This window comes from Consotaella salsifontis, from assembly GCF_900167365.1.
Classification (GTDB): domain Bacteria; phylum Pseudomonadota; class Alphaproteobacteria; order Rhizobiales; family Rhizobiaceae; genus Consotaella; species Consotaella salsifontis.
The window spans coordinates 83,725-102,370 of record NZ_FUXL01000014.1 but is presented as its reverse complement, the minus strand read 5'-3'; the positions used below and the strand labels follow the sequence as shown (position 1 = coordinate 102,370).

14 protein-coding genes are annotated in these 18,646 nt (G+C 66.1%); 6 read left to right on the top strand and 8 right to left on the bottom strand.

Annotated elements, in window-relative coordinates; genetic code table 11:
• Window positions 1-133: 133 nt before the first annotated feature.
• Window positions 134-1,363, top strand: coding sequence for an NAD(P)/FAD-dependent oxidoreductase (locus tag B5D38_RS17365; RefSeq protein WP_078709703.1), 1,230 nt, complete (start codon window positions 134-136; stop codon window positions 1,361-1,363).
• A gap of 9 nt (window positions 1,364-1,372) precedes the next feature.
• Here the strand turns inward: B5D38_RS17365 and B5D38_RS17360 are convergent, their stop codons facing one another.
• Genes B5D38_RS17360 through B5D38_RS17325 form a run of 8 tightly spaced genes read right to left on the bottom strand, consistent with a single transcriptional unit; the run spans window position 1,373 to window position 9,729 of the window.
• Window positions 1,373-2,392 carry an ABC transporter ATP-binding protein gene (locus B5D38_RS17360; protein ID WP_078709702.1) on the bottom strand — a complete coding sequence of 340 codons (1,020 nt, stop codon included), beginning with the start codon at window positions 2,390-2,392 and terminating at the stop codon, window positions 1,373-1,375.
• Between the two features lie 3 nt (window positions 2,393-2,395).
• Window positions 2,396-3,376 carry an ABC transporter ATP-binding protein gene (locus tag B5D38_RS17355; protein WP_078709701.1) on the bottom strand — a complete coding sequence of 327 codons (981 nt, stop codon included), beginning with the start codon at window positions 3,374-3,376 and terminating at the stop codon, window positions 2,396-2,398.
• Window positions 3,377-3,380: 4 nt separating this feature from the next.
• A complete protein-coding gene (locus B5D38_RS17350) occupies window positions 3,381-4,322 on the bottom strand; it encodes an ABC transporter permease (RefSeq protein ID WP_078709700.1) in 942 nt (313 codons plus the stop codon).
• Window positions 4,319-5,299 (bottom strand): ABC transporter permease, encoded by a 981-nt coding sequence (locus B5D38_RS17345; protein WP_078709699.1) that lies wholly within the window; start codon window positions 5,297-5,299, stop codon window positions 4,319-4,321. The genes B5D38_RS17350 and B5D38_RS17345 overlap by 4 nt, the downstream gene beginning before the upstream one ends.
• Entirely contained in the window at window positions 5,296-6,270 is a 975-nt protein-coding gene (locus B5D38_RS17340; RefSeq protein WP_078709698.1) for a nucleoside hydrolase, read from the bottom strand. Before B5D38_RS17340 ends, B5D38_RS17345 begins: the two co-directional genes overlap by 4 nt.
• A complete protein-coding gene (locus B5D38_RS17335; protein ID WP_078709697.1) occupies window positions 6,267-7,262 on the bottom strand; it encodes a nucleoside hydrolase in 996 nt (331 codons plus the stop codon). The genes B5D38_RS17340 and B5D38_RS17335 overlap by 4 nt, the downstream gene beginning before the upstream one ends.
• 3 nt (window positions 7,263-7,265) lie before the next feature.
• A complete protein-coding gene (locus B5D38_RS17330) occupies window positions 7,266-8,150 on the bottom strand; it encodes a dihydrodipicolinate synthase family protein (protein WP_078709696.1) in 885 nt (294 codons plus the stop codon).
• A 25-nt stretch (window positions 8,151-8,175) separates the two neighbouring features.
• Window positions 8,176-9,729 (bottom strand): ABC transporter substrate-binding protein, encoded by a 1,554-nt coding sequence (locus B5D38_RS17325; RefSeq protein WP_078709695.1) that lies wholly within the window; start codon window positions 9,727-9,729, stop codon window positions 8,176-8,178.
• 191 nt (window positions 9,730-9,920) lie between these two features.
• On the opposite strand from B5D38_RS17325, the gene B5D38_RS17320 reads away from it, so the two are divergent.
• The 5 genes from B5D38_RS17320 (at window position 9,921) to torA (ending at window position 18,371) form a co-directional block, all read left to right on the top strand.
• The gene (locus B5D38_RS17320; RefSeq protein ID WP_165690893.1) at window positions 9,921-10,838 is read left to right on the top strand and encodes a LysR substrate-binding domain-containing protein; all 918 of its coding nucleotides are present in this window, start codon (window positions 9,921-9,923) and stop codon (window positions 10,836-10,838) included.
• Window positions 10,839-10,955: 117 nt separating this feature from the next.
• On the top strand, window positions 10,956-13,700 hold the full coding sequence (locus B5D38_RS17315; protein WP_165690892.1) for an ATP-binding protein: 2,745 nt from the start codon (window positions 10,956-10,958) through the stop codon (window positions 13,698-13,700).
• A gap of 325 nt (window positions 13,701-14,025) precedes the next feature.
• Window positions 14,026-15,186, top strand: a complete 1,161-nt coding sequence (locus B5D38_RS17310) for a NapC/NirT family cytochrome c (RefSeq protein WP_078709692.1) — start codon at window positions 14,026-14,028, stop codon at window positions 15,184-15,186.
• A 34-nt stretch (window positions 15,187-15,220) separates the two neighbouring features.
• On the top strand, window positions 15,221-15,856 hold the full coding sequence (locus B5D38_RS17305; protein ID WP_078709691.1) for a molecular chaperone TorD family protein: 636 nt from the start codon (window positions 15,221-15,223) through the stop codon (window positions 15,854-15,856).
• Between the two features lie 40 nt (window positions 15,857-15,896).
• Window positions 15,897-18,371: a trimethylamine-N-oxide reductase TorA gene (gene torA, locus B5D38_RS17300; protein ID WP_078709690.1), complete on the top strand. Its 2,475-nt coding sequence runs from the start codon at window positions 15,897-15,899 to the stop codon at window positions 18,369-18,371.
• Window positions 18,372-18,646: the final 275 nt, after the last annotated feature.

Here is an 18,646-nt window from a genome sequence, read left to right as displayed (position 1 = left end):
ACGCCGCTTCATCGCCCTTCGGCTTTCGTGACCGCAATCCTCCAACCTCCTGGAAGACGTGACGGGCTCACCCTGATAATGCTCGGGCGTCGCAGCGAGGATGCTGCGCCGATATGCATGGGGGCCGCGAGGGATGAGCGAGGCGATTGTTCTTGGCGCCGGCATGGTGGGCGTGGCCAGCGCGCTTGCCCTTCAGGCGCGGGGCCATCAGGTGGTGCTCGTCGACCGGCGGGAGCCGGGCCGCGAGACGAGCTACGGCAATGCCGGCATCATCCAGGCCGAGGCGATGGAGCCCTATGCCATGCCCCTCGGCCTTGGCGATCTATTCGCCATCGCCGCGAGGCGGACAAACAATGTCCACTGGCATCTTGCCGCCCTGCCGGGAATGGCCCGCCCGCTCCTTGCCTATTTGGCCCATTCGTTCCCCGCCCGCCATCGCGCCGCCTCCGTCATCTACAGCCAGTTGATCCGGCGGGCGACGAGCGATCATGCCCCGTTGATCGAAGCATCCGGCGCCGGCGATCTCGTCTCCAGGGACGGGTTTCGCCAGGCCTATCGCAGCGCGCGCCGGATGGACGAGGCGGTCAAGGAGGCTGAGCATCTTCGCCGCGAGTACGGCGTCGGCGTTCGGGTGCTGACGTCCGACATGCTCAGCGCCGAAGAACCGGCGCTGAGGAAGAGGCTCGAGGGCGCCCTTCACTGGACCGAGGCGTGGTCCTCGTCCGATCCCGGCGGGCTTGTCGCGGCCTATGCCGATCTCTTCGCCCGGCGTGGCGGAACGCTCGCCACGGGCGATGCGATGAGCCTCGCGCGCCACGGTGCCGCATGGCGCGTCATGGGCGATGCCGGGCCGATCGAGGCGGAGAACGTCGTCGTCGCGCTCGGGCCGTGGTCGCCCCAGCTCCTCGCCCGCTTCGGCTACCCTGTGCCGATGCTGCGCAAGCGCGGCTATCATCGCCACTACCGCCAGACAACGCCGCTCCGCCAGCCGCTGATGGACACGGAGACGGGGGCGGTCTGCTCGCCCATGCGCATCGGGCTGCGCATTGCCACCGGCGCCGAACTCGCCGCCTTCGATGCCGCGCCGACACCCCGCCAGCTCGCCTTCGCGGAGCGTCGCGTGGCCGAGCTGTTCGATCTTGGCGAGCCGGTCGAGGCCGAACCCTGGCTCGGCAACCGGCCGTGCATGCCCGACATGCTGCCCGTCGTCGGAAGGGCGCCCCGCGACGCGGGCCTCTGGTTCCATTTCGGCCATGGCCACCAGGGCTTCACGCTGGGGCCGACCACGGCGAACCTTCTGGCGGCGCAAGTCGACGGCGAGCGCGGCGAGCCTCTGGCGGAAAGCCTCGCCTACCGCTTCTGACGCGCCTTCCTATGCCTCCGCCGCAGCTGCGGCCGGCTCGGTGTTGAGATGGCAGGCGGACTTGTGACCCGGCGCGATCTCCAGAAGCGCCGGCCGCACGCGTTTGCAGACATCCATGGCGAACGGGCAGCGCGGATGGAAATGGCAGCCGGGGGGCGGCGCCAGCGGCGAGGCGATTTCGCCAGACAGCGGCGTGAACGAGATGTGCCGGTTGTCGAGGCGCGGCACCTCGCGCAGAAGCGCCTGGGTATAGGGGTGGTTGGCGTGGGCGAAGAGCTCCTCCACCGGCGCCTCCTCCACCACGCGCCCGAGATACATGACGACGACGCGGTCTGAGATGTGCCGCACCACGCCGATGTCGTGGCTGATGAAGATGTAGGAGAGCCCGAGCTCGCGACGCAGACGCATGAACAGGTTGATGATCTGCGCCTGGATCGAGACGTCGAGGGAGGCGACAGACTCGTCGCAGACGATCAGCTCGGGATTGACCGCGAGCGCCCGCGCAATGCCGATGCGCTGGCGCTGGCCGCCGGAAAACTGGTGGGGAAAGCGATCCTTGGTGCGCGGATCGAGGCCGACGCGTTCGAGGACGCTGTCGACATGCGCCTCCAGCTCGCGCGCCGGCGCCACCCGGTGATAGCGCGGCGCCTCGCGCACGATCTCGCCCATCCGGTAGCGCGGATTGAGCGAATCCAGCGGGTCCTGAAAGATCATCTGGATCTTCAGGGCGATGTGGCGGGCGCGCGCGCCCTCGGCCTTCGCCATGTCCTCGCCGCGATAGAGGATGCGCCCGTCGCTGGGGCTGTCGATGCCGGCGATGATGCGCCCGATGGTCGACTTGCCGCAGCCCGATTCGCCGACCAGCCCGACCACCTCTCCCTCATTGACGGAAAGGCTGACGTCGTCGACCGCGTGGACGACGCGCGAGGCGTGATGGGCGCCGAGCTTGTTGGCGATCCTGGCCGCAAGGTCCGGATGCTTGGCGAAACGCCGTGAGATGCCTTCGGCGGTGATCAGCGCAGCGGACATGACTCAGCCCTCCACGAGGGGGTGGATGCAGCGCGCCTCGCGGGCCGGACCGAAGGAGCGGAGCGCGATCTCCTCAAGGCATGCGTCGGTGCGGCGCGGGCAGCGGGGATGGAACCGGCAACCCGCCGGCATGCGGTCGAGCGCCGGCGTTATGCCGGGAATCTGGTTCAAAGGCTGGCCCGGCGCGTTGTGCGAGGGTATCGAGCGGATCAGGCCGTCCGTATAGGGGTGGATCGGCCGGTCGAGGAGGTCCTCCACGGGAGCCTCCTCGACGACGTCGCCCGCATACATCACGTAGACACGGTCGGTAAGGCCGGCCACCACCGTCAGATCATGGGTGATCCAGATGAGGGCGGTGCCGGTGTCGCGGCAGAGTTTTTGCATCTGCGCCAGGATCTGCGACTGGATGGTGACGTCCAGCGCCGTCGTCGGCTCGTCGGCGATGATGATGTCGGGCCGGTTGAGCATGGCGATGGCGATGGCCACGCGCTGGCGCATGCCGCCCGAGAACTCGTGGGGATAGGCCTCCAGCCGCTCTTCCGGCGAGGGGATGCCGACGAGGCCCAGCGCGTCGCGGCAGCGCTCGCGCGCCTCCTGGCGGCCGACCTTGTGATCGTGAACGCGAATGGCCTCGATCATCTGCGTGTCGATGCGAAGGACCGGATTGAGCGTCATCATCGGGTCCTGAAAGATCATGGCGATGCGGTCGCCGCGCAGTTCGCGCAGCCGCTTCGGGCTCGCCTTTCGCAGATCCTCGCCATTGAGCAGGATCGCGCCGGCGGTGATCTCGCCCGGCGCGTCGATGAGGCCCATGATCGACAGCCCCGTCACCGACTTTCCCGAGCCGGATTCGCCGACGAGCCCGACGATCTCGCCCCTAGCAACCTTCAGGTTGACGTCGCGGACCGCCGCCACCGGCCCCTTGGCGGTGTTGAACTGTGTCCGCAGGCCGGTCACGACCAGTGTTTTCATCTCTTCGGGCATGGCGCTAACGCTGCATTCGAGGGTTCAGGACGTCGCGCAGGGTGTCGCCGACGAGGTTGATGCCGACGATGAGGAGAAGCAGCGCCAGACCTGGGAAGAGGGAGATCCAGTAGTCTCCCGACATCATGTAGTTGAAGCCGTTGGCGATCAGCAGCCCGAGCGAGGGCTTGGTGACGGGCAGGCCGATGCCGAGGAAGGAGAGCGTCGCCTCCAGGCTGATGGCATAGGCGACGCGCATGGTGGCGACGACGATCAACGGCGGCAGGCAATTGGGCAGGATGTGGGAAAACACCACCTTGCGCGGCGGCAGGGCGAGACAGCGCGCGGCGTCGACATAGGCGCGGCGCCGCTCGACCAGGGCCGAGCCGCGAATGGTACGCGCGTAATAGGCCCACTGGGTCACGACCAGGGCGACGATGATCTTGTCGACGCCCTGGCCGAGAACGGCGAGGAGAATGAGCGCGATGAGGATCGGCGGGAAGCTCAGCTGGATGTCGACGACGCGCATGATGAGCGTGTCGACCCGCCCGCCCGCATAGGCGGCCGTCAGACCCGCCGCCGTGCCGATGACGAGGGCGATGGCGGCGCTGAGGACGCCCACCATCAGGCTGGTGCGCAGGCCGTAGAGAATGGCGCTGAACAGGTCGCGGCCCTGGTCGTCCGTGCCGAGCCAGTAGGTGACACCCGACATCGACTGCGAGCCGGGCGCCAGCCGCCCGTCCATGAAGTCGAGCTGCGACAGGTCGTAGGGGTTCTGCCAGCCGATCCACGGCGCGAAGATCGCCGCCAGCACCATGACGGTGACGATGAGGACGCCGAGAAGGCCGACCGGATCTCGGAGGACGCGGCCGATCACCAGGAGCATCGGGCGTGTCGGCTTGGCCGGGAGCTCCTCGCCGGCAGCCTCTAGGATGGCGGCGTCGGCATGGACGTTGTTGTCGGTCATGACCGGGAATCCTCCCCGAGACGGACGCGGGGATCGGCGAGCGAATAGCAGATGTCGACGATGAGGTTGATGATCGTGAACATGACCACCGTCATCAAGAGGTAGGCGAGGATCAGCGGCCGGTCGAGCACGCCGATGGCGTCGATGATGAGCTTGCCCATACCCGGCCAGGCGAAGATGGTTTCGGTGACGACCGCGAAGGCGATGAGCGAGCCGAGCTCCAGGCCGATGACCGTGATCAGCGGGATCAGCGTGTTCTTCAGCACGTGGAGGAGGACGATGCGCGCCTCCGGCACGCCCTTGGCGCGGGCGAAGCGCACGTAGTCCATCTGCATGCACTCGATGACGCCGGCGCGCGTCAGCCGGATCACCAGGGAGATCTTGAAGAGCGCGAGGTTGAGCGCCGGCAGCACGAGATGAGACAGGCCGTCCAGCGTCAGGATGCTGAGCGGAACGCCGAGAACGTTCACCGTCTGGCCGCGACCGGAGGCGGGCAACCAGCCGAGATAGACGCTGAAGACCAGGATCATCATCAGCCCGATCCAGAAGGTCGGCAGGCTGAAACCGAGGATCGAGAACACCATGACGCCGCGCGAGCCGACGGCGCGCGGCTTGAGCCCGGCATAAAGGCCGAGCGGAATGCCGATGAGGAGCGCGATGACGAAGGCCGAGAAGGCGAGTTCGAGCGTCGCCGGCATGCGCGACAGGATCAGCCGGATCGCCGGCTGATTGTAGACGAAGGAATTGCCGAGATCGCCGGCCAGCGCGTTCTTGAGGAAGATCCAGTATTGCTGCCAGACGGGCAGGTCGAGCCCCATCGCCGTGATGATCTGCTGCCTTTCGGCCGGCGTGGCGCTGGCGCTGATCAGAATGTCGATGGGATTGCCGACCATGTAGATGCCGACGAAGACGAGCACCGACATCACCAGGAGAGTGATGACGGTCTGCGACAGGCGGCGCAGGAGAAAAGCTGTCATGAGCGCGTCTCCGATTGAGCCTTTTCCCTCTCGCCGTAGGCGCTGAGGCGGCCGAGGAGAAGAGCGAACAACCGCTCCTCGTCCACCGCCACGGCGATCTCGGCCACGGGCACGTCGCCGGCCGGCGCATCGAAGTCGGCGAAGGTATGCCCCGCCGTCGATCCTCCGGTTTCGATCCCAAGGACCGCCGGGCGCAGCGTGAAGAGGTCGGGGGCGATCAGGAAGGCGACGGGCATGATGTCGTGGATCGGTCCGCCCGGTCGCCCGTAGCGGGCGAGATTGCCTCGATCCGAGAACTCGAACATGGCGGCGAGCGCCTTCCCCGCCGCTCCGCACGAGGCGCGAAGAGTGGCGAGATGGTGGTCCTGGAGCAGCGCCTGCTGCGTTACGTCGAGCGGAAAAAGCGTGACGGCGACACCGCTGGCGAAGACCGAAGCCGCCGCGTGCGGATCGGCCAGCATGTTGAATTCGGCGAAGGGGCGGCGGTTGCCGAGGGCGGTGAACGCACCGCCCATGATGGCGATGCGTTCGATGCCACGCGCCACCCGCGCGTCCATCGTCAGCGCGAGGGCGATGTCGGTGAGCGGACCGCTCGCGCAGATGCTGAGCCGGCGCCCGTCCCTCGCCGCCACGATCGCCCTTTCGGCGATGAAGAGCGCGGCACTTCCGCTTTGCGGGTCAATTTCGGTGGGTGGAACAATGTCGTCGGGGAAAACGCCGACGGCGGCGTGCTTGCCCAGCACCTGCTCGGCCACCAGCGGCCGCGCGCTTCCCCGAAGGACCGGAATGCCCGGCTGCCCGGCGAGGGCCACAGTCTTGAGCGCGTTTCGCACGGTCGCCTCGACCGGCACGTTGCCCGCCACCGCGCAGACGGCCTCGACATCGAGCTCGGGGCTCGCCAGCGCCAGAAGGATCGCGCCCATGTCGTCGACGCCCGGATCGGCGTCGAGGATGACGGATCGCGCCGTCATGACGCCTCTCGCAGCCCGTAACGCGCCAGCCGCTCACCGAGCAGGGCGAAGAAGCCGTCCGCATCGACGCGGGTGACGATATCCACATTGGGCGTCTCGCCCGACTTGCCGTACCAGTCGGCGACGGTCTGGCCAAGACAAAGGGCGCTGGAATGCTCGACGAAGACCCGCGCCTTGCGTGTCTCGAAGAGCTCGGGCCGCAAGAGCGCCGCGATGACCAGGGGATCGTGCATCGGGCCGCCGCGTGAGCCGTAGCGCCGGGGATCGTTGCGGTCCCAGTGGGCGAGGAGGGTTTTCACCGCCGCGCCCACCGGTCCGCCCAGCCCTTGCTGCACGGCGGCGGCGCGCTCCGGCGTCGCCATGGCCTGATGGGTGGCGTCGAGCGCCAGGCTGGTGATGGCGATGCCGGAGGAGAAGACGATGCTGGCGGCGTGCGGATCGGCGAGGATGTTGAATTCGGACGTCATCGTCCGGTTGCCGGCCTCGACATAGGCGCCGCCCATGGAAAGGATGCGCTCGATGCCGGGAATGAGGTCGGGCCGCACGCGCAGGAGCACCGCGATGTTGGTCATCGGGCCGAGGGTGCAAAGGGTGATCGGCCGCGTTCGCGCCAACGCGTCTTCCAGGATCTCGATGAAAAAGGACACGGCGTGGGGGGGCTGGATCTGACGCGACGGCTCTGGAAGCATCAGCGGCCCGAGGCCGCTTTCGCCATGGAACTGCCCGCCGATCGGCGCGACGACCAGCGGTCGATGGCAGCCGGCGAAGACGGGAATGTCGGGCCTTCCGGCGAGTTCGGCGATCTGGAGCGCGTTGCGCGAGGTCCGCTCGACACCGACATTGCCGGCGACGGTGGTGATGCCGCGAACGTCGAGCTCGGGCGAGGCGAGCGCCAGGAGGATCGCGATGGCGTCGTCGACGCCGGGATCACAGTCGATGACGATGGGGCGGCTTCCCGGTGAGGAGAGCGGTGCGGAAGGGGACGCGGACAAGGCTTAAAGGGCTCCGATATCGCGCAGGGCCTTGGCGAGGATTTCGCGCTCCGCCGCGCCGAGCGGGGCGAGAGGCGGGATCGGGTCGCCGACCGGATAGCCCTGCATGTCCAGGCCGGCCTTGATGCAGGCGGCCAGGGAAAAGCGGGCGAAGAGCTCGTTGAGGCGCCAGAGCGGGTTCTGCAGCGCCATGGCGCGCGTCCAGTCGCCGGCCGCGGCCGCCTCGTAGAGCGCGACGCTCTGTTCGGGCACGAGACAGGCCGGCCCCGCCATCCAGCCGACGCCGCCGATCATCATCACGCAGGCCGGAATATGGGCAGATGCGGCGAAGACGCCGAGCCGCCCTTCCGTCTGCTGGAGGATCGACAGAAGCCGCCCGGTGTTGGACGAGGCGTCCTTGATGTAGGCGATATTGTCCACCTCGCTGAGCCGTCGGATGACGGCGAGGCTGAGGTCGGACCTTTGGAAGTTGGGATTGGTGTAGAGGACGACGGGCCGGCCGGAGGCGGCCTCGGCCACGGCGCGGAAATAGCGCTCGACGCCGTCTTCCGTCACCGGAAAGTAGGCCTCGAGCACCGCGAGGATGCCGTCCGCCCCTTCGCCCAGCGCCGCCTCGGTCTGCGCCCTCGCGTCGGCGATGGAGGTGGAGGCGACGCCGGCGATGACGGGAACGCGGCCGCGCGCGGCCTTGACCACGACGCGGATGATCGTCCGCCGCTGTTCGTTGGAGAGATAGGCGAACTCGCCGGTGCTACCGAGTGGCGTCACGCCGTGAACGCCCTTGGCGATGAGATCGTCGACGAGCCGCGCCAGAACGGCCTCGTCGACCTGCCCGCTCGCGTCGACAGGCGACACGAGATAGGGATAGACGCCCTTGAGCGAAAGCATGACTGTGCGTCCCTATCGGTTGGGCTTATTGGCCGGCCGGCTTCACGTCGTAGGCGAGGGTGTAGCCGTCGGTGCGCGGGGTGAGCTGGAACGCGTCCTTCATCGCCCAGCTGTTGGCCAGGAAGAACAGCGGAATGACGCCGAGATCCTTCATGGCGATCCGCATGGCATCCTGCAGCAGGGCCTGCCGCGCTCCCTCGTCGACGGTCAGCCGGGCCTTCTGAAGCGCGGCGTCGAACTCCGGTGAGGAATAGCGGCCGCGATTGCCCTGGCCAGCGCCGGGGCCGTAGGTTTCAAGAAGCGGCCCGAGGACGCCCGACGCCTCACCCGTCTCCACCGCCGCGCCGCCCATGATCATGGAAAATTCCAGCTTGGAGGCGCGGGAAAAGTAGACGCTGGCCGGCAGGGTGACGATCTCGGTCTTGATGCCGACGCGCGTCAGGAGCTGACCAATGGCCTGCGCCACCAGCGAGTCGTTCGGGTAACGGTCGTTGGAGGCGTGGAAGGTGAGGCTGAAGCCGCTGGGATAGCCCGCGTCGGCCAGCAGCTTCTTGGCCTCGTTCGGATCGTAGGGGTCGACGGCGATATCCGGCGCATAGCCGAAATAGCCCTCGGGAACGAGCTGGCCGGCGGGCACGCCCTGGCCGTCCATGATGCGATCGACCAGCGCCTCGCGGTTGATCGCCAGCGAGATGGCGCGGCGCACCTCAGCCTTCTTCAGCGGGTTGGAGCCGTCCCGCCCCTTGGCGAAAGGCGACTGATCGCGGTCCTGATCGAGGTGGAGATACATCACCCGGTTGCTGGAATGGGTGACGACGTCGATGTCCGACTGGTTCTTGAGGGTATCGAGATCGGCGGTGGGAACGGCCTCGATCATGTCCACATCGCCCGAGCGGATCGCCGCGACGCGGGCGCTGGGATTGGTGAAGACGCGGAACGTCACCTGGTCCCAGGCGGCGGGTTCGCCCCAATACTGGTCGTTGCGCTCCAGGACGACGCGATTTTCCGGCTGCCAGGAGACGAACTTGAATGGCCCCGTGCCGATCACGTCCTTGCCCTGGTTCAACGTGTCGGTCGGCACGTCCTCGAGCTCGGCCGGCATCATGGCGATGCGCGATAGATTGTTGAGGAGAAGCGCCGCCGGCTGCTTGGTCTTGATGCGCACCGTTAGCGGATCGACGACCTCGACGCTCTCGATATCGGCCACATAGGGAAGAAACGAGCTCGGGCTGTTCTTGGAGGCGAGTTCGACGCGCTTGATGCTCGCGGCGACATCCTCGGCGGTGAAGTCCGATCCGTCGTGGAATTTCACGCCCTCGCGCAGCTTGAACTCCCATGTCAGATCGTCGGTCGTCTTCCACGAGACGGCGAGAGCCGGCTGGATCTGCTGATTCTTGTCCTGATTGACCAGGCCGTCGAAGATGTTGCGCGCCATCGCGCTGTTGGGACCGACGACGTAGAACTGAGGGTCCATGGACGTCGGCGAAGCCGCCAGCCCGATCGTGAGATCCGCGGCCTCGACGCCAGCGGTCGTGGAAATAAGCGCCGCGACGGCGGCGGCCAGAATCGCCTGCTTCAAATCTTCCTCCCGGTTCTCGATGGCGCGGCTCCTCGTTTCCGCGCGACCGCAACCATTGCAGACCGCCCTAGGCCAATGCAAATCGCAATTTGTTGGCCGCGGATCACCAGATGTTATAATAGGCGGTGAGGCAGTCTCCTAGCGAGGCCGATGCCGTGCGGTCAATCAAAGCCATGGCCGGGAAGAAATCGATGAGAATCCAGCCGCGTCAGGTGGAGGCCTTCCGGGCCGTGATGATCTCCGGCAGCTTTTCGGCCGCCGCACAGACCATGCACATCACTCAGCCGGCGATCAGCCGTCTCATCCGCGATTTCGAGGCAGAAGCCGGCTTTCCGCTGTTCGAGCGCAACGGAAACCGCGTCTTTCCGCGCGAGGAGGCCGTGCTGCTCTACCGCGAGGTGGAGCATCTTTATGTCGGCCTCGACCATATCGGGCGCATTGCCAACGACATTCGCAACATGACGGGGGGCGTCCTGCGCGTCGGCACGGTGACCTCGCTCAACGGCCTGTGCGTGGCGAACGTCCTCCTCCGCTTCGCCGAACTCTATCCCGAGGTGACGGTGATCTTCGACACCGAGAACACCGAGCGCGTGTTCGACCTCGTCACCATGCGCCATTACGACCTTGGCCTCGTGGTCGGCGGGCGGGAGGCGGGTGAACTGCCCGACGAGGAGCTTGCCGAGGGCGCCGCCGTCGCCGTCATGACTCCCGGTCATCCCCTTGCCGATCGAAGCGAGGTCACGCTCGCCGATCTCGCCGACGTCCGCGTCGTCCTGCCGGGCCGCCGCTCGCCTTTGCGCATGGTTCTCGACGAGCACCTGCGCGTCGAGGGTATCAATCTGCGACGGCCGATCGAGGCTTCGCTGGCCAATTGCTGCGAGCTGGCCGCGCGCGGCCTCGGGGTCGGCGTCGTCGATCCGCTGGTCATGTCGGGCCTCGATCTCGACCTCGTCGCCCGGCCGCTCTCACCCGTCCTACCCGTCACCTACCGCGTGCTGCGACCGCCCCAGGCGCCGTCCAGCCGCCTCACAGACGGCTTCGTCGCCTTGCTGAAGGAGGCCGTGCACCGATCGATCCTCTTCAGCGGCGCGACCGCTAGCTCGACATAGGTGGGCGCCGGCAATCCGTGCATGATTTGCCGGCGGGCTTCTTGTTCCGCATCATGGCGCACCGCGCCCCATCCTTTCAAACCGGGCGAAAGGAACAAGACCGAACACGTCCGCCTCATGAAGAACCGATCCGTCAGCAAGACGATTCTCATCGCCCATTGGCTTGCCGTCACCTTCGGCGCCGCGATTACCCTGGCGATCGTCGGCTACGCGTGGAACAGCTATTATTCGGCCGACCGCGCGGCCCGACTCGTGGAGATCGACCGCCTTTTGTTCAACGCCGCCAGCGAAGTGCGCCTGCGGATCGGCACCATCGGCGTCGCCCTGATGGACGAGCAGGATCCCAAGGCCACGGTCGAGGGCGATCTTGCCTTCATCGCCGCGACCAATGCCCGCCTCGTCGAGGCCATGGAGCAGTCCTTCGACGACGACGGCGCGAGCGTCCGGCAACTGGCGCATGCCGACGAGAAGCTGCGCCGCCTCAGCGTCCTGGTTCGCCAGCAGGAAGACGCACCGCGCGACGAGCGCAATCTCTTCGCCATAGAGCCGTGGCGCATGGCGATCTTCGATGTCGCGGCCGCCATCTCTTCCGCCAGCACCTACACCGGCCACGAACTGCGCAAGATCGACGCCCGGTTTTCCGATCTGCTCGCGCTTCGACAGCTCGCGTTCGCGGTGCGCAATCGCTATGCCCGCCAGTGTTCGGATTTCAGACCGAACGTCGTCAAGAACGTCCCCCTGAATGCGAAACAGAAGCTGCGCTGGCGCGACGATATCGGTGCCTACAACGAGCTGTGGACCCAACTCCTGACGCTGGCGACGCAGCTTCCGCAACCAGGCGACTTTCCGGCGCTGGTCAGGAGCGGGCTCGGTGATACCCAGAAGGCTCAGGCCCTCATCTCGCAAACCATTGCGGAACTAGACGAAACCGGATCGACATCCATCGGCGTCACGGAGTGGTTCGACAACTGCGTCTCCGCCTATGCCGGCATATTGAATATCGGCCGCCATGCCCTCGATCTCGCGGTGATGACCGCCGGCGAGCGGCGGCATGAGGCGCTGGTCGCCGGAAGTGTCTCGACGCTGTTTCTCATCGCCGCCCTCGGCTTCGGCGTGGCTTCCCTGCGTTTCGTCCGGCGGCGCCTGACGCGGCCCGTTGAAACCATCGAAACAGCTCTCAAGCGCTTCCGCGTCGGCGATTTCACGACGCCGCTCACTGTGCCGACTCACCACGACGAGCTCGGCTCGATCGCGGCGACCCTCGAGGAATTTCGCCACAACACGCTGGAGCACGAGCGCTTGCGCCAGCGCATCGACCACATGAGGGACGAGCTCGTCGCCCAGGTCGAGCGGGCAGGGCGCGTCAAATCCCAGTTCCTGGCGACCATGAGCCATGAGATCAGGACGCCGCTGCACGGCATTCTCAGCACCATCCAGCTTCTGGAGAAGCCGGCCAGCGAGGAGCAGCAGCGACTCATGTTGGCGCTCGAGCGCTCGGGTGCCATCCTGCGCGACATCATCAACGACATCCTGGATTTCACCCGGCTGGAAAGCGGCCGTGTCACGATCGAGAACACGGTCTTCTGCCTGAGGGAAAGGATCCATATGGTGGAGGCGGCGGTGGCTTCCTCCCTCGATCAGAAGGGCGTCGGCTTTTCGGTGTCTGTCGACCCGGCGCTGCCGGACGTGGTGCGCGGCGACGCCGGCAAGCTCGCCCAGGTCCTCCTGAACCTCATCGGCAACGCCGCAAAGTTCACGGAAAAGGGACAGGTGAGCCTTGCCGTCGAGCCGGCCACCGGGCGCCGTGACATGATCCGCTTCGTCGTAGCCGACACAGGAATCGGTATCGCGCCCGAGGCGCTCGCTCATATCTTCGAGCCCTTCGCCCAGGCCGACGGAAGCGTCGCGCGAAGGTTCGGCGGCTCGGGGCTGGGGCTCGCGGTCTGTCGCGGGCTTCTCAAGGCGGTGGGCGGCGATATCCAGGTGGAGACGTCCGTCGGCGACGGAACCCGTTTCACGGTTCTCTTCCCGCTGGAGGCGGCCAAAGACAGTGTGGCGGTGGTCGATGAGGAGGGCGAGGAGCTGCCGCCGCTCGACATTCTGGTCGCCGAGGACAATCCGGTCAATGCGCTGATCGCCCGGACACTTCTGGAGAAGGACGGCCATCGCGTCGAGATCGCCGAGGACGGCGTCGAGGCGGTGCGGGCGGCGACCACGCGCGACTTCGACATCATTCTGATGGATCTGTCTATGCCGCGCCTGGGCGGCGCGGCGGCCTGCCGCCAGATCCGGGCGAATGCCCATCAGGTTCGAAATGCCGTTCCGATCCTGGCGGTTTCGGCGGGTGGGGGCGATGCCGGCGACATTTCGGCCGGGTTCGACGGCTGGTTGGAGAAGCCCTTCCAGCGGGAGGACCTTATCGCGGCGATCGCCGAAGCCATCGGCGTGCGGCCCCGGGGCCCCGCGCGGGAGATCGGAGCGCTCGGCGCGATCGGCGAACAGGCGCGTGACCTCGGCGTCGAGGGCGCCCATCGACTCGTGGACCTCTATCTCTCGACCCAGCGCGTGCTGTTTCAGGAGGCTCGGCTGGCGGGCGAGCGGCGCGACATCGCCGCTCTCGAAGCGCTTGGCCATCGGATGAGGGGTGGAGCGCGGCATGTCGGCGCCGATGCGATCGCCGAAATCGCCGAAAACATCGAACAGGCAGCATCAGCCGGCGAGGAGGCGCGGCTCTTTGACGCTGTCAGGCGCCTTGTCGATCAGGGCGAGGACCTTCTCGCCCAATGGAAACGGGAAGCAGACAGGCAGCTGTCTCAGTTGGAGACAAGAATGGGGCGCGCTCCGGCCGATAGGGATTCATGAAATCGCCAGTACGAAAATTGTATAGACAATATTGCGGAAAAAGGCCCGCCGAACCTGTTTTCCGGGTTGCCCTCGTGCGAGCGGTATGACGGCTTTCCTCCAGGCAAAGGCGAGTCGACGGCCCGTATAGTTCGCTTGCGTGTCTGACGAGAATATTCGAAGGGGGATCGCCGCCGCTGCCTGAAGGTCGCCGGGAAGCATTTCGTTCACATGTCCGCAAGGTCTGTTCACATTCGTCCGCATCTGTCTTCATAGGCGATTGATAGACCGCCTCTCGATTTGAGCAGCCGGCCCCACGTCTGGGGAGCCTCACCGAGAGAGAACAATGATCAGACGGGCATGGAGAGCATTCTGGCGTCCCAGCACGAAATGGGGCCTCGGAATTTTGTTGATCGGCGGCATCTTCGTCGGCGTCCTGGGCTGGAACGGCCTGCATTACGCGATGGAAAAGACGAGCGGCCTCGAGTTCTGCGTGTCGTGCCACTCGATGCGCGACAACGTCTATCCCGAATACGTCCAGTCCATCCATTTCAAGAACCCGGCCGGCGTCCAGGCCGAGTGCGCCGACTGCCACGAGCGCAAGACCGGCCTTGCCGCCTATGTCGACAAGTTCAACGCCTGGCGCGACATCTGGGGCGAGATCCGCGGCACGATCGACACGCCCGAGAAGTTCGAGCAGAACCGCCTGCGCCTCGCCAAGCAGGTGTGGAAGCACATGGAGGAGACCGACTCCGCCACGTGCCGCAGCTGCCACGACTTCGCCCACATGGATTTCGACAAGCAGAAGCCCGAGGCGGCCAAGCAAATGCAGACCGCCATGAAGAACGGCGACACCTGCATCTCCTGCCACAAGGGCATCGCCCACAAGCTCCCCGACATGGCCGCCGGATACAAGGCCATGCTCAACGACCTCAAGGCCGAGGCCGGCAAGGATGGCGCGGACGAGGTCTACGCCATCGCCACGATGCCGCTCTACATGGAGCAGCCGTCCGACGCGTCGGGCAAGGGCGACGGCCAGCTCATGCCGCTGACCAAGGCCAAGGTGCTGGAGCGCTCCGGCGATTGGGCCAAGGTCTCCATCGACGGCTGGACCCAGGAAGGCGTGGAACGGCTGCTCGTCGCGGCGATGGGCCGGCGCATCTTCCAGGCGACGCTGTCGACGGAAGCCGCCGAGACGCTCGAGGTCCATCAGACGAAGGTCGACCCCGAGACCGACCTGACGTGGAACGAGGCCAGCTTCGTGGCCTGGACCAAGGCGGACAATCTCACGAGCAACGCGGAAGGCCTCGAGGAATACGGGTCGGAGCTGAAAAGCGCCGCCTGCGGAGCCTGCCACGCCACGCCTCCTGCCAACCACTACCTCGCCAACCAGTGGATCGGCCTCATCAAGGAGATGAAGGGCTACACCGCGCTGAGCGCCGAGGAAGTCCGCTTCCTTCAGAACTTCTATCAGCTGCACGCCAAGGACATGGCGGCCGGCAGCTGATCGGGAACTGAAGCGGAAAGGAAAAGGAAAAGACATGGGAGAAAATTCACTCCTGAGCGTCAGCGCCCCTGTCTACGCCGATGCCATCCGTCTGTGTGCCCGGCTCTTTGGCTCGCCGCTCGAACTCGCCGATGTCGAGGCCATCCTTCGGCCGGAGGAATCGGGTGTCCTCAAGCCGCTGATCCGCATCGAGGGACTGTCTCGCGAGGTCGAGGCGATGGCGGCGGCGCTTGTCGCGCTCGGGCCTTCGCAGAAGGCCGAGATCGCGCTCAACCGGGCCTTCTGCCAGCTCTTCATGGGGCTTGGCGGACCAAAGAGCGCGGCGCCCTACGAGTCGGCCTATCGCGGATCGGGCCGGCTCTATCAGGAGCCGGCTGGCGAGATGGCTCTCCTCCTGCGCCAGCAGGGAATGGAGACGACGACAGACTTTCCCGAGGCGCCCGATCACCTCGTCGTCGAGCTGGCGCTCTTCGACGACGCGCTGCGGCTTGGCGCCGTCAGCGGCGACGAAAGCGACATGGCGACGGCCGAGGGGCTGCGCGAGCGCATGGAGGGCTGGGTTCCCGCTTTCGCGCAATCCTGTCGCGATCACGACCGCACGGGATTTTATGCGTCCGCGGCATCGCTGCTCGCGGCGCTTCTGGCGCGGACCGTCGACTGGCCCGCGTGACTTCATTCGAATGTTTCACAAAACTGGAGAGGAAAAAGACATGTCGAGTCTATCCTTGACGTCCTGCTCGCTGTCACGGCGACGCTTTCTGAAGGTCAGCTCGTCCCTGACGGCTCTTGGCGTCGCCGGCGCGATGCTCCCGATGGGCATGGGCCGGGCCTTCGCCGCCGGCGAGGCGGGCGAGGTTCTCAGCGGATCGCACTTCGGCGTCTTCTACGGCAAGGTCGAGGACGGGCGGCTCGCCAGCGTGCGGCCGTGGGAGAAGGACCCGCATCCGGCCGAGATGCTGGATGGCGTGCAGGACATCGTCTATTCGGCCAGCCGCATCCGCTACCCGATGGTGCGCCGCGCCTATCTCGAAAAGGGACCGCAGGCCGAGCGCGATAGCCGCGGCGCGGGCGACTTCGTGCGCGTCTCCTGGGACCAGGCGCTCGACCTCGTCGCCAAGGAGATCAAGCGTCTCGAGGACGAGGAAGGCCCCTGGGCGCTCTACACGGGTTCCTATGGCTGGCGCAGCGCCGGGCGCATGAACCCGCAGGCCATGCTGCAGCGCCTGTTCAACCTCATGGGCGGTTCGGTCTCAAGCTCCAGCAACTATTCCAAGGCCGGCATCGAGGCCATCATGCCCTACGTCATGGGCATGATCGAGGCCGAGGGGCCGCAGACGACCTTCAAGACCGTCAACGAGCATTCCGATCTCGTCGTCTTCTGGGCGGTCGATCCGGTCAACAACAACCGGATCTCCAACACCATCCCCAGCCATGACGAGTGGAACTGGATCGACGAGCTCAAGGCCGCGAACAAGAAGACCGTCTTCCTCAACCCGGTGAAGGTCGAGTCCTGTAACGATCTCAACGGTGAATGGATCGCGATCCGGCCGCAGTCGGACGTCGCGCTCGCCCTCGGCCTCTGCCACACGCTGCTCAGCGAGGACCTTTACGACAAGGACTTCATCGCCGACTACACCTACGGCTTCGAGCAGTTCGCCGACTACCTGATGGGCAAGGGTTCCGACGGCGTCGAGAAGACGGCCGAGTGGGCCTCCGAGATCACCGAGATTCCTGCGGATGACATCCGCGACCTCGCCCACCGTATGGTGGCGGGCCGCACCATGATCGTCAGCGGCTGGTCGACGCAGCGTCAGCACCACGGCGAGCAGTTCCCCTGGGCCCTGGTGACGCTCGCCTCGATGATCGGCCAGATCGGTCTTCCCGGTGGCGGCTTCAGCCAGCGCTACCACCTCGACGCCTGCGGCGCTCCCGTGACCAACGGCCCGAGCATCGGCTCGCCGATCTCGGCCGGCAAGCGCAAGGAGACGAAGGAGTGGCCGGAAGAGAAGGGGGCGCAGATCATCCCCGTGGCACGCGTCGTCGACATGCTGGAGAAGCCCGGCGAGTCGTACGAGCATAATGGCGGCACCCACCTCTACCCCGACGTCAAGATGACCTACTGGGTGGGCGGCAATCCCTTCCATCACCACCAGGACCGCAATCGTATGCGCAAGGCCTGGAAGAAGTTCGAGACGGTGGTGGTCCAGGACATCGAGTGGACGGCAAGCGCCCGCTTCGCCGACATCGTCCTTCCGGCGGCAACCACGGCCGAGCGGAATGATATCGAGATGGTCAGCCCGACCTGCCGCAAGGCTCTTCTGGCCATGAAGAAGATCATCGATCCGGTGTTCGAATCGCGCAGCGACTACGACATCTTCTCCGCTCTCGCCGACAAGCTCGGCATCGGCCAAGAGTTCTCCGAGGGCAAGAGCGAGATGGACCGCATCAAGGAGGTCTACGAGGCCGCGAAGGCTCAGGCCGCCGGCAAGAAAGTCGAAATGCCCGAGTTCGACGCCTTCTGGGAACAGGGCATCCTCGAATTCGAGGTGCCGGAGAAGAACCGCGACTACGTCAAGCATGCCGAGTTCCGCGAGGACCCGCTGATCAACATGCTGCCGACGCCGACGGGCAAGATCGAGATCTACTCCAAGCCGATCGAGAAGATGGGCTACACCGAGGATTGCCCTCCGCATCCGACGTGGATCGAGCCGATGGAATGGCTGGGCCAGAAGGACAAGACCTATCCGCTCCACGTCAACTCGGCACACCCGAAGTACCGCCTCCACTCGCAGCTCGCCGGCACCAAGGTGCGAGAGCAGTACACGGTGGCGGGCCGCGAGCCCTGCCTGATCAACACCAAGGACGCCGAGAAGCGCGGCATCGCCAATGGCGATATCGTGCGGGTGTTCAACGGCCGTGGTCAGGTGCTGGCGGGCGCCGTCGTCACCGACGAGATCCGCCCCGGTGTGGTGCGCCTGTGGGAAGGCGGCTGGTACGACCCCGAGGACGTCTCGGACGACAACACGATCTGCAAGTATGGCGATGTGAACGTCCTGACGCCCGACATCGGCACGTCGCGTCTGGCCCAGGGAACCTCGGCGGCGACCTGCATGGCCGAGGTCGAGAAGTTCAAGGGCGAGGCACCGGCCGTGACGGTCTTCGACGCGCCGAAAGACGCGGCCTGATCGACCCGACTCTTCTGCCGGCCGGTGCCCGAAGCGGCGCCGGCCGGCTTGGTAACGTCAAGGGGGGCGGTGCCGCATCGGCGCCGCCCCCTGCTGGTTCAGGGGCGCGGCCGCCGGGACGCGCGCCCATCCGGCGGCAAAATCGATAGCCGGGCAAAGACTTCGGCAGGCTCATGTTATATGCACTGTCGGAGTATCAGGCGGCCTGAAGGAAGTTCTACCATTAAGAGTATGAAGTTCCCGCTTGGGTTGCTCAATATACTGAGGAAGGTCAT